The sequence below is a fragment of the Pseudomonas sp. LB-090624 genome (assembly GCF_003205205.1).
In the GTDB taxonomy this organism is placed as follows: domain Bacteria; phylum Pseudomonadota; class Gammaproteobacteria; order Pseudomonadales; family Pseudomonadaceae; genus Aquipseudomonas.
This window is the reverse complement of sequence record NZ_QJRL01000005.1, coordinates 273,751-286,581: the sequence shown is the minus strand read 5'-3', so window position 1 is coordinate 286,581 and position 12,831 is coordinate 273,751. Positions and strand designations below refer to the sequence as shown.

General features: G+C 57.1%; 9 protein-coding genes. All 9 read right to left on the bottom strand.

The annotated features are described in order from the left end of the window. On the bottom strand, positions 1-355 hold a 355-nt coding region (locus DMX11_RS08470; protein ID WP_146230345.1), incomplete at its 3' end, for an MFS transporter. A gap of 18 nt (positions 356-373) precedes the next feature. Next, positions 374-1,726, bottom strand: a complete 1,353-nt coding sequence (locus DMX11_RS08465; RefSeq protein ID WP_158286167.1) for a carbohydrate porin — start codon at positions 1,724-1,726, stop codon at positions 374-376. Positions 1,727-1,824: 98 nt separating this feature from the next. Beyond that, positions 1,825-3,039 (bottom strand): MFS transporter, encoded by a 1,215-nt coding sequence (locus DMX11_RS08460; protein WP_110744082.1) that lies wholly within the window; start codon positions 3,037-3,039, stop codon positions 1,825-1,827. A 72-nt stretch (positions 3,040-3,111) separates the two neighbouring features. Then, positions 3,112-5,556 carry a glycoside hydrolase family 3 protein gene (locus DMX11_RS08455; protein WP_110744081.1) on the bottom strand — a complete coding sequence of 815 codons (2,445 nt, stop codon included), beginning with the start codon at positions 5,554-5,556 and terminating at the stop codon, positions 3,112-3,114. After that, the gene (locus tag DMX11_RS08450) at positions 5,549-6,178 is read right to left on the bottom strand and encodes an NADPH-dependent FMN reductase (RefSeq protein ID WP_110744080.1); all 630 of its coding nucleotides are present in this window, start codon (positions 6,176-6,178) and stop codon (positions 5,549-5,551) included. The genes DMX11_RS08455 and DMX11_RS08450 overlap by 8 nt, the downstream gene beginning before the upstream one ends. A 19-nt stretch (positions 6,179-6,197) precedes the next feature. Beyond that, entirely contained in the window at positions 6,198-7,364 is a 1,167-nt protein-coding gene (locus tag DMX11_RS08445) for an LLM class flavin-dependent oxidoreductase (protein WP_256590543.1), read from the bottom strand. Between the two features lie 173 nt (positions 7,365-7,537). Beyond that, on the bottom strand, positions 7,538-9,115 hold the full coding sequence (locus tag DMX11_RS08440; protein ID WP_110744078.1) for a carboxylesterase/lipase family protein: 1,578 nt from the start codon (positions 9,113-9,115) through the stop codon (positions 7,538-7,540). 336 nt (positions 9,116-9,451) lie between these two features. Next, the gene (locus DMX11_RS08435) at positions 9,452-11,116 is read right to left on the bottom strand and encodes a class I adenylate-forming enzyme family protein (RefSeq protein WP_110744077.1); all 1,665 of its coding nucleotides are present in this window, start codon (positions 11,114-11,116) and stop codon (positions 9,452-9,454) included. A 112-nt stretch (positions 11,117-11,228) separates the two neighbouring features. Beyond that, positions 11,229-12,791 carry an acyl-CoA synthetase gene (locus tag DMX11_RS08430; protein ID WP_110744076.1) on the bottom strand — a complete coding sequence of 521 codons (1,563 nt, stop codon included), beginning with the start codon at positions 12,789-12,791 and terminating at the stop codon, positions 11,229-11,231. Positions 12,792-12,831 lie beyond the last annotated feature (40 nt).

Here is a 12,831-nt window from a genome sequence, read left to right as displayed (position 1 = left end):
CCTGAACAATGGCCCTCCCCACGACCCCTCCCGCCCCGGCACTGAGCCCCTGCAATGCGCGCCCTGCCATCAGGCTGTCGATATCAGGGGCGCATGCCACGGCCAGTGCGGCCACCGCGTGAACAGCAGTGGCCAATAACAAGACCTGCCGCCGCCCCCATGCATCCGACAGACTCCCATAGAACAACATCATGATGGCCAGGCAAGCGAGGTACACACTCAGTGTTTGCTGGACAGCCGCCGGTAAGGCGCCAAGATCATCACCTATTGCCTGAAAGGCCGGAAGGTACATATCAATTCCCAGCGGCCCCAGCACGGACAATCCTGCCAACAACAAAACAAGGTGAGTGGGCATAGGGTCTTCGCCAGTAACTTAAAAAGTAATGTTCAAACCGCTCTGAAACAGCAGTGCATCATCCAGCGCTGGTGAGAACGACGGCCCTTGCTGATAGGTCAGGCCATTGACCCAATAAAGCCCACGCACCACCCGCGCGGCGTATGACAGCGATAGCGCCGTGGACACCCGTTCGGCGTCCCCTCCCCCCTGCTCTACCCGGTCATGCGCGTAGGTACTGAAATAACTGCGCGTGAACCCCAGCGATGCCATGTCGCGCGGGCGGCTGTCGAATGGACCGATGTAGAAAGCCGTCAGCTGAAAATCCTTGGTGTAGAGATTTCGATCTTCTGGCGCATAGTTCACCTTGCCGTCCAGGTATAAACCGCGCGGCCCGGCACCGTTGGGCTGAGTGACCTGGGCAGTGACTGCGGCGTAGCCGCCGTAGTTGTTGTCCGTGTTGCCACCGTTGCGATAGTCCGAATAGGGACTGGTGTTGTAGATCGCCCCAGCGCGCGCCCAGAAAGCCTTTTGCGCCTGGCCCGCCGAGACTTTGTAGCCGATCTCATCCACCAACAGCGCCCTGGAGCCTTTCACCTTTATCTCAAAGCCTGTGGGGTTTTCATCCAGGTCATACTGAAATCGGTTTGGGCTGGCACTGCGCGCAACCGATGCCCGGTTGTACCAGCGTTTGCTCGCATCTTTAACAGCAACCGTCACGGCAGGGCTGGGTGTGAACAGCGACAGCCCCAACTGGACAGGGATCACACTGGTCGGACCCAATGCTGCGGAAGAGGAATTTCCCCCCAGGACCATCCCGTAGTATTCACGGATCAGGTTGTAATAACCGTATTGAAGTTCCAATTGGCCATCGTAGAAACGCTGGTTGATGGCAAAGCTGGACATGGTCAGGAAATTGGGGTTACCGGACTTGTAGCTGCCCGACTCCCAGTTGGCGCCTAGCACGAACTGTGCATCGCCGCCCCAGCCCATTCGAGTGAGATCGTACGTTAATTTAAGCGCCGTGGACTGGCGATACGTGGGGTTTTGCCCGTTGTAACTTTGAGTGGACGCATTATGGCCCAGTACGTCATAACGGTAGTTCGGCTGAAAACTGGCAGAAAAGCCAATGCCGTGCTCCGCTAGGGCAGCGCGCAAGCCAAACAACTCTGGCGAGAGTGTTTCACACGGCGAGGTCTGGGTGAGTACCGCTTCGGTGCGCACGGTATAACGCTGATACTTTTCGCACGTTGCAGACTGATCCGGCAACGCACTTTGCGGCACACCTGGAACAACGCCTCCACGTGTTTCACTGGCAGCAGGCGTTGCAGCGAACGACAAGGGAATAGCCCCAAAGGCAAACAAGGCGCAGAGCATTTTCATCGATTGCATTGTTATTGTTCCATCATGCTGTTTATCGGCGAATGTCATTTTCGAGGTGCACGCTTCCACCCCACCGAATAAGGTGGAGGGTCACGAAAGAGCAGATTTCAGTTGATCAGCGGACTTCGCGCACCAGTGCGCATGCTCAGCAGCCCGGTCACCAGTAGTGCCAGCAGCGAGACCCCGCCCAACGCCGACACGGCAGCGGCCAAGCTTCCTAGCGTTTCGCTGATGAGGTTGACGAGGAAGGGGCTGAGGAACTGCCCGATAAAGAAGGCTGCCGTCCACAAACCGACGCCCCGACCACGGTGCTCATAACTCAAGCCTCCCAAGCACCAGTTGATCAGTGCCGGAATCAGCAAACCGCAGCCGACCTGGGCAATGAAGGCGCCCAGCACAGCCCAAGAGACTGCAGAAGCTTGCCCAAGGCCGATCAGGCCCGCGGCAAATAGCAGGAACACGACCGCCAGATGAACGCGGACCCTACGCTTGGCAAGTTTGGCAAACAGCAACGCCCCCAGGGGTACGCCCAACCCCGCCAGCCCGCCCGCGATGCCAATGCTCGATGAGTCATGCAGGCCCATAGCATGCAGCACCTGGCTGATCTGCAAGACCTCTACGTAGTACAGCGATGCACAGAACAGCGTTACCGCGACGACCTTGGCTATATTCGCCACGGGGAAATTACTCTGCGGTTGATGCTGCACATCTTCACGCTGGCGTTGCGGCTCCCATGTGAACATCAGCAAGCAAATGAAAATTGGGAAAGCCAGCAGGTACAAGAGGAACGGGCCCTGCCACCCCATAGTCCCCAACACCCCCCCGGCACACATCAGTGCTGTGCCGGACAAAGAGCCCACCGCACTTTGTACCGCCAGCCACTTGCGCCGAGGTATCGGAGGATAAAAGTCACCGAACAGCGTATTCGCAACGGTCATGATCACCGCTTCGGTAATACCTAGAAGAAAACGGCTGGCGACGATGCTTATCAAATCACTCATGAAAAAAGGAGCGAAGCCAAAAATGCCGTAGCACAGTACTGCACCGAGGAGTAAGCGGCGACGCCCAATCCTGTCCGCCAGGTAACCTGCCAGTGGCGACAACAACGCGATGCACACACTAGGAGCCGTGATCAGCAGCGGTACCATATAGCGTGCATTGGGCTCACTGGAAAACTGCTGAGCGAGCAGTGGAATGATAGGGATCAGCGAAAGCAATCCCATAATCGGCAGTTGCGTGGTAAAAACTAGGATCAGTGCCTGAACAGCGCCCGCACGATGTTGCACACAGCGCCCCGACGGCACTGGGGTGGCAATTGACATGATCTACTCCTGGTCCTCTAAGGACACCTGTTGTTCTTGTTGTCTCGATCACACGCATGACTAGCAGAGGTTTCAGCGGATGCTCACACCTCCTTGATCACTCACCTGCAAGGACAGCCGCAGCACGGTGTCATCCACGGCGTGACCTATCAGTAATTCATACCCCCCTGAAACCAACACTCGGGCTTGCTGCCGACTGCACCAGCGAGAGAACGCGTCGGCCCCCAGGAACAACTGCACATCTTGCTGCTCACCCGGTTCTAGGTGTGTAACAGCAAAGCTCTTCAACGACAGCCTTGAGGGTTCTTCCCTTCGCGATGGTTCGAGTAGATAAAGCTGAACCACTTCCTTGCCCTTGCGCCCAGATACATTGGTGACATTTATCCGGACTTCGATCCTGTCGACACTGGCGCCTTCGACTGCTACCAGTGCCTGGCTGAAACGCGCATAGCCCAAGCCATAACCAAAGCTGAAAGCGGGGTGCAGATCCCGCGCGGCAAAGCTGCGGTAACCCACCCACCACCCTTCGTGGTAGTCGAGATCGCCGTCACTGGTGGGGGTCAGGGACCACACCGGATAATCACTTTCAGCTCTGGCAAAGGTCACTGGCAAACGCCCGCCAGGCTCACGGTCACCGGCCAAAACACCCGCCAGCGCCGGGCCGAACTCTTGCCCGGGGTACCAGGCAACCAAAACAGCCGCAGCATCTTGCAGGCAACTGGTGTCAATCGGATGAGCGACATTCAACACCACTACGGTCCGGCTGTTGACGGCACATACGCGCCGTATGAGCTCAGCCTGGGCTGCGGGCAGCTGCGTCGTGGTACGGTCAACGCTCTCCAGTCCCGCATCTGCCGTTTCACCCACGATCAGCAAAACTTCATCTGCTTCAGCCGCCAAGGCGACAGCTTGTTCCAGCAGATCCTCCTTTGCCGGAACACCGCACCCCAACCACAGACCATGTGCCAGGCTGCGGGTAATGCGCAGGGTGGCAAGCAGTTCGACCGTACGCCCCTCCTCCAGTTGGCACGTGACTACCTGGTGGGGTGCCTGCATGAGCTTGCCCATGATGTCACCCTCGGCGACACTGCCGTCGAATGAGCCGACCCGTTGGCCATTGACATGCAAATCGACCACACCTGTACCACCGAGATGAAATACGTACTCGCCGCTGCGCGGAGCCACGAAGCACGTTCTCACTTCGACGACTCCCTCTCCCTCCAGTGCCAACAGGTTGCCAACGCCTGGCATCTGCTTGAACCAGATGAGCGAGCTGGCGTGACGGATCTCATGAGCGGCTACTGCCTCTTCCCCATCACGCCGATAAGTCACGTCGATGCCAGGCTGACCCTCGCTTCTGAACAAGGGCAGCTGTGTCAGGGGTGGAATGCGGTGTTCGGCCGGGACACCTTCGGCATGCCGCACTGTCCGCCCGGTCATTCGCGCAGACACTGCTTCAAGCGGCGTACGGATACCGTCAGACAGCGCCACTTTGGCGAAGGTACCGCCCTGGTAGCAGGGCGCTGTGGCGTTGGGACCGATCACTGCGAGCAATCCTGGAGTGCCCGCATCGAACGGTAATATTTGCCCTTCGTTGCGCAACAGGACCATGCCTGCAGCGGCGGCCTCTTCCAGTACTTCGAGGCGCTGCGCCTGGTGAGCAGGCTGATATCGATGACGGTTCTTGAGTCGATCGGACAGCGTCAGTAGGCGCTGCGCTGCATCATCAATACGCCCAGATTCGACTTCTGCCATTCTTCCATTGGCAAGCAGTGCGCTGCCCATGTGTCGACCTGGACCCGGCATTTCCAGGTCCAGGCCATTGTTCAAACTGCTCACACCATCATGCGTGCCGAACCAGTCGGACATCACCAGCCCGTCCCACCCCAGGTCGCCTTTAAGCCACTGCTGAAGGACCTGTCCATGCTCGGCGCACAGCACGCCGTTGACCTTGTTGTAACCCGTGAGCATGGCCCATGCGCCCGACTTAGCAGCGTATTCGAAGGGCCAGAAATAAACGTCGCGCAGTACATCGTCTGCAACCACCGCGTTCATGTTGCGTCGATCGGTCTCGGAGTCGTTGCACACCACATGTTTGATCACAGAGGCCACGCCTTTGCGCTGGACACCCTCGGCCCAAGCCCAACCTAGCGCTGCAATCAGATGAGGGTCTTCGCCAAACAGTTCGAAAGCTCGACCGGCAAGTGGACTGCGCATCAGGTTGAGATTAGGTGCCAGCATCGCCTGAACATTCATGCGCAATGCTTCATCACCAATCACTTCACCCACGCGGCCTACCAGCTCGGCATCCCAACTTGCTGCGAGGGATAGTCCACAAGGCGTCAGGAGAGCAACGTCACGCTCATCAACCCTGCCCCCAGTTACCCCCATGGGGCCGTCGGCCATCCGCACCGCATCCAGGCCAACCTGTGCCGAGGCACAGGTGGACCACATGTCGTTGCCAGCCGTGAGCGCCACTTTCTGCTCCAGCGGCAACTCTCTGACCTCGCTATGCATGGCAGCTCTCCGCCTCAACTGGCCGGATATAAGATGTGGGAACGCTCATGGTCTGCTCTGCCAAGGTTTCAAGCGACTGTTGAGCAGCGGCATTAAGGCATTGCCCAAGATCATCGAACATGGGGGTGCCCGCTGTATTAAGCGTGACGCCCAACGGCGTCGGCCATCCTCGCATCGCATGCACGATCGAGCGCAACGCACCCAGGGTCGTATTGCAGCCCTGCCAACCCGCGGCGGTGACAATACAGCCAACTGCACGGCCATCGAAATACACCCTGGCATCGCAGCGCAAATCTTCCAGGAGATCGAGCGCATTCTTGACCAGGCCAGAGACGCCGCCGTGATAACCCGGGGTAGCGATGATGATGCCGTCAGCCTGTCGAACCGCTTCTATGAATGCCTTCTGTTCAGCAGTACGCTCACTGATCTCCGGATTGAAGGGCGGCAGAGCCGCCAGCTCACGCCCGCCGAACAGCTTCGTCCGAGCGCCGCGCAAAGCAGCCGCGCGCAGGCTGCACGCCAATGCTTTTTCAGTACTGGAATTGGGGCGGGTGGTACCACCGATGCCAATGATGAGTGGGCCCTGGGCCTGCACGAAGGGTCTGACTTTTAGGTTCTGCATGATTGGACTCACTCTCGAATCACTTGAAACGCGGCATGACTTCGCGGGCGAACAGGCTCATCGACTGTTCGCTGAAACGAATACGCTCCGCGGTTAACGGCCCGTTGGTGAAGCCCATCAAGACATTACCGATGCCCAATTGGCGATGCTTCTCAAGCTCAGCTGCGACCGTGTCAGGGCTGCCATGCAGACACCAGGTTTTGATCCAGTCGCGGCTGAAGCAGTCAGGGTGAGGCTGCAGCTGTACCCCGCTGATCTGTTCAGCGCGCTTGTTGAAGGTGTGCTCGCGCTCGATAGCGCGCTTGTATGCCACCAGAATCTGCTGCAACTCTTCTTCTGCCTGGTCATCACTGGGTGCTACGTGTACACATTGATAGGTATGAGTCGTCCAGGACAGGCAGTGGTCGATGACTTCCTGCGTGTGGCCGGCTGCCAAAAGTGCTGCCTTGTAGCGATTGAAGTAGAGGCTGAGGTGCTCGAAAGGTTCGGCACTGGCCGGCACCGGCGGCGTGAAAGCTGGGATAAACGCAGGGCAGCCCATATCAGCAGCACGCTGCATACTGGTTTCACGTAAGGCAACCGGCATGATCCGGTTGAAAGGACGCTGATAAGCAGTGGGTACAATCCGCTGAACCACAGCTCCCTTGTAGTGGCCCGTCTCGAATGTGATTGGCTCATCTTCGGTTTGCTTGTTCCACAAGCGCAGCACCAGGTCCAGGTTTTCTTGCAGCATCGCCGAGGCATTTTTGTAGTTGACGCCAAAGCCAATCATTTCTTCCGGTGTAGTACCGCTGCCGATGCCGACCAGCAAGCGCCCCTCGGTCAGTTGGTCGAGCAGGTTGACACGCTCGGCAAATCGCACCGGGTGATGCAACGGAACAGTTGTCACCGACATCCCGAAGTGGACCCGCTTCAACTGACCTGCCAAGTAGGCAGCGAACAGAAACGGATCACTAGACATCGGGGCGTAGCCGGTAAAGTGGTGATCCGGCATGAACACGGCATCAAAGCCCAGTGCATCCGCCTGCCGAGCGTGGTCCACCAGGGCATCCATCACTGGCTTGTCTTCTTGAACGCAGGTAGACCTTCCAACGAGGAAAACTGAAAAGCGCATGGCGCGAGTCCTTTTTTGTTTTGTGAACCAGAATTCTAGTTCTGTTAATAAATCAAACAGGTAGCCAATCACGCACCTCCCCGCAGGGAAGAATCTGGCTGTAACGATGATGTCAGAGGCTCCCTCCCAAAAGCTGAGGGAGGCCAACCCTTAAATAGAATCATCGTTCTATTTAACCAAAGCTAGCATCTGCCATTGGCATCGTCAACCTATGAATTGATCCTCGCGCTACGCAAATTGAGAGGTCAATTTGTCAAGCCCTCCGCTCTCTCAAAGTAAGCGCGCAGCACTTCTTGCCGTTGCACAGTCGACGCTGCGTGGTCCATGTGAGGGTTGATATCCAACCTCATCACGTTGTCGGGTCGGGCATTGGCAGGCGTCCAGGACGCGTCTCCACCTCCAGCACTGTCTATACCAGTACGGCTCATGAAAGCGGCCCAGTAACCTTGGATGACGCTCGCCATCTTGCTATCAGCTGCCTCGTAAGGGCGACTGGTTCTATCGAGGACGTTGAACAGGTAAGGCACTTCGGCGGTATGAAATGCACCGAAGGATCGCCCGGCGGCCGCGGGGGGAACGTGCGTGAACAGATAGGTGTACACCGGATGATCCGTATGCTGCGTCACCTGCTGTGCCCAGAAACTGAGCGATACCATATAGCAGTCTCTGTCCAAGGCCTTGGCTGAAGACGCTGCTTGAGCGTCAGCGTCATGGGGATAGAGCGCCAGAAGCCGTTCCGCAAAATCGCCAAACCTCCCCTTAACCCATTTGACAAAATCTGATTTGTTCTGAGGGAGTTGCGTCAGGGCCTCATCGGCTGTGAAACCGATGATCAGTGGGATTTTTAACAAATGCTTCGAATGATAAGACAAAAAATTCTCTGTGATCGCCCATCCATCAAGGTGTGGCTGGAATTGAATTTTTGGTAAGTTTGACGATACAAAAGGTAGCCATATTGCTTGCGCTATTTCTTTCGCGGGCAATTGTCGTAGTTCGCGGGCCGTGGTGATGCCAAAGTACTTACCGAAGGACAACCCATCCCTTTCGGCACTTGCGGTATCGGGTATTTGCCCACCCAGCGTGACCGGGCTTTGTAAAATGGCTTTCGCGAATAGCCCTTGGGCCAGCGGCGATGAGGTCAGGTAAGCCGTCGAAATAGCCCCCGCAGATTGGCCAGTCAGCGTAATATTTTTCGCGTCACCACCAAACTGGGAGATGTTGGCACGCACCCATTTCAAGGCCGCTATCTGATCAAGCAGCCCATAATTACCTGATAACTTATCCGTATTTTCTGCCGCCAAGGCAGGGTGCGTTAAAAAACCAAATGGCCCAAGACGATAGTTTACCGTGACCACTACCACGCCTTGCTTCGCGAGCTGTGACCCATTGTAAATGGGAACAGCACCTGAGCCACCGATGAAACCACCGCCGTGTAACCAAACCATTACTGGATAGCGTTTAGAGCGATCTTCGGGCGCCCAGACGTTGAGATAAAGGCAGTCTTCACTCGGCGGCGGTGTCGCTAGAAATTCGCGAGAATAGGGACCGAATTCAGGCGCTTCGGGCTGATAGCAACTGCTCTGAAAGGCTTGTGCCTTGCGAGTTCCCGTCCAGGAAGACACGGGCTCTGGAGCGCGCCAGCGGAGCGAACCCACCGGCGGTGCCGCGTATGGAATCCCCAGAAATGAAACAACCCCGCCTGCAGAGAGCCCTGACAACATCCCTTCGCTTGTTGATACCACGGGAGCAGCCAGCGATAAACGACTCGCCACCAGGGTTAGCACAACCAAACCAGCCATCCCACCCAGTGCATTTTTCCGCATACTGATGCCTACCTTTTTATTATTTATCAACGCCAATACTTGGCTTACCGAAACTCAAACCTCATGAATGCAATGATCTATTCACCCGCTTTGCCATCGCTCCCCTGCCCTGGCAGCCACAAACCACCCAGGCGTATGAAGGATGCCAATAAACTATACAGGAACAGGAATTCTAGTTCTATTAGTAAATCTAACCGTTCGTGGCCCCGCCAATGGGTCGTCTTTGCACACGGTGATGCCACAGGTCCGACCAATGTTGCGCGCGAGGCGTTAACGGGTGACTGTCAAAGTTAACAGCGGGGTGCCACCGCACAGTGCTGTCATCCGTCGGTTACTTCAACGCACGCTTCTACGCATCAGCTTACCCGTCGCGGACTTCGGCAACTCTGCCAACATCTCCACAGTGCGCGGGTATTTGTAGGCGGCAAGATGCGCCTTGCAGTGCTCAATCAAGTCGGCTTCGCTAGCCTGACAGCCTGGTTTCAAAGAAACCACTGCCTTGACGCTCTCTCCCCGATAGTCATCGGGCACGCCAACCACCAACGCCTCGAAAACGGCAGGATGACGGTAGAGCACGTCTTCCACTTCACGTGGCCACACTTTGTACCCGGACACGTTAATCATGTCCTTCTTGCGGTCAATCAGATAGAACCAGCCTTTTTCATCCATGAATCCGACGTCGCCCGTCTTCAGCCAACCGTCAGCCATGGCAGCCAAGGTGGCCTGCGGCTGTTGCCAATACCCCTTCATGACCTGAGGCCCACGATCCAGTATTTCACCGCTGGCGCCGACGGGTACCACCTGACCCTCATCATCGACCACTCTCACACAGGTATTGAAGACGGGAACACCGATAGAGATGGCACCGGACTGCGGGTCGACCGGTGCTCGGTGTCCAAATGGTACCAGGTGCGTGGGCGAACAGGTTTCCGTCATGCCGAACGCGTTGTGTGGATAGACCCCAGAAAAGGCTTCGAACGCCTTGGCAGTGGCGGGAGACATCGGTGCTCCGCCGGTGTAAATAGCTCTGAAACTTGAAAAGTCATCCCGCTTCGCCCCTGGCGCCTTCATCAGGCTCATGAAGGCAGTGATCGCACCGATGGTGAAGGTAGGACGGTGCTGGCGCAGGGTGTCCAGAATGACATCCGGATGAAACCGGTGGGCCAGGATCAAGGGGCACCGCGCCAAAAACGACAAGGCAATGTGGGCTACCGCTCCGGTCACATGGAACAGTGGGGCAATGCCAAGAATTTTGTCTGTTGCGTTCAGGCCAATCCAGTCGCGATAGGTCTGGGCGGTGAAAACCAAGTTGCCATGGGTGTTCATTACCCCTTTCGGCTTTCCGGTCGTACCAGAGGTATAGGTGAGCATCGCCACATCGTCACTGACCAGGTGACTCAAACAGCAACTCGCCAGCAGCCGCCCTCTATCAACGATCTCTCGCAGGCATAAAACGCCTGAAGTCGAAAATTGCCCGCAGGGTCGATCCAAGACCCGGTGATCGTTGAGCGTCTGCCCGTCAAGGTTGGAACAAGTAACAACGAAGGGAACAAGGTCCGGCTCCTCCCGACGCACGACCTCGACCACATCCCTGTAGAGCGTGTCGAGGCAGAGCAAGGCGCGGGCCCCACTGTCCCTGAGAATGTAGGCAAGTTCGCGGGCCTTGTTCATTGGGTTGATCGCCACAGCGATCCCGCCAAGCTTCCAGCACGCCAGCTGTCCAATCACAAATGCCGGATTATTCTGCAGATACAGCCCGAGCCTGTCTCCCCGTGTGAAGCCGCCCGCGTTCAGCTCAGCCGCTAAACGACTCGAAGCCTCGTCCAGCTGCCGGAAGGTCAGCGTGCTGTCGAAGTAATGAAGGGCCGGCTGATCGGGCGCTGCATTGACTGCACTGAAGAAAGCTGCGAGCAGGCTTGGAAACTCAGGGTCTATAGCTGTGGGTATTTCTGCGCCATAACACGACAACCAAGGTTTGGTCTCGTAACAATCATCGTTCATCCCGGAACCTCATCGATGGTGTGCGCTCGACCACGTTCAGATACCGCCAAGGCCCACGCAGGAGCTTGAGCCTTGGCCGCGAAGCGCTATAGCAGACCTCACAAGCAAGGCTTCAGGCGCGAACTGACGCACCCCGCATCGCATCCTTTTGAGCCTGATGAGCAGCCTCGTACTCGGCTTTCAGTAGACGCTTCATCAGTTTGCCTGTCGGTTCGCGCGGAAGCTCACTGCGAAAATCGAATTGCTGTGGGCACTTGACGCCGCCGAGCGCCTCCCTGACGAAGCGCTTCAATCGCTCGCGAAGCTCATCATTAGGCACAACCCCGGCCTTCGGCTGCACGACGGCAACAACACGCTCGCCCATTTCATCATCAGGCGCGCCGATCACCGCCGCATCTTCGATCTCCGGATGAGTGATCAGGTGGTTCTCGATCTCCTGTGGGTAGATATTGACCCCACCAGAAATGATCATGAAACTTTTGCGATCGGTGATGAAGAGGTATCCCTCCTCATCGACCCAACCAATATCGTTAAGCGTCGCCCAGCCTTTGTCGTTGTAGGCCAGACGGGTTTTTTCGGGGTCATTGTGGTACTCGAACTTAGGCCCGTGGGCGAAGTAGATATCCCCCTGTGTGCCGGCGGGTACCTCCTCGCCGTCAGGGCCGACGATCTTCACCACACCCAGCACCGCCCGCCCCACCGAGCCCGGTTTGCTGAGCCACTCCGCTGAATCCAGAGCCGTGATACCACAGGTTTCGGTGCCCGAGTAATACTCGTAGATAATCGGCCCCCACCAATCGATCATGGCGTGCTTCACCGGTACCGGGCATGGTGCAGCAGCGTGGATCACCGCTTGCAGCGAAGCGTAATCGTATTGGCCGCGAATGCTCTGATCGAGCTTCAGCATGCGGACGAAGTGGGTGGGCACGAAGGTCGCGTGAGTGATTCGATGCTGCTCGATCAACGCGAGCGACTGCTCGGCGTCGAACCGGTCCATGATCACCACCGTGCCACCCAGCCGATGGATAACCATTGCCCATCGCAGCGGCGCGGCATGATACAGCGGAGAGGTTGAAAGATAGCTACTGGCCATGCTCATTCCGTACAAGCTTTCCCCCAGCTGCATCAAGGCCGTAGCGGATTCGATGGGCCCCTCAGGCAACTGGGGCTTCACACCCTTGGGTCGGCCAGTCATTCCCGACGAATACAGCATGTCGGAACCGATACTGGTGTCGCTGATCATGCTGCTTGGGAAATGCCGGCAGGCACTGAGAAACGGTACGTCACCTGGGGCATGGCTAAACACATGCAGCGTACCGGAACCGAGTTTTTGTGCAGCCTGAGTGGCAACGTCGGTATAAGCCTTGCCAGCAATCAAGACTTTAGCTTCGGAGTTGCCCAGCACGTAGGCCAGATCATCAACGGACGTTTTGGTCGAGACGGCAGTCATGTACAAGCCGATCCGCTGGGTCGCCCAGGCGGCGACGAATATCTCAAAATCATTACCGAGCACGACGGCGACGGTATCCCCACGTTTCAGGCCAAGGCTGCGCAGTAAATGGGCGCCCTGGTTGGCGAGCGCCTCGAGCTCGCCGTAGGTCAACACTTCATTTGTCGACGCCAGGATGCAAGCAGCCTTCTCTGGGCGCTCACCGGCGTGAATGAACGGGTGCATGGCTTATCCTCTTTTTATCGTTGTTGGCTAGCACATCACG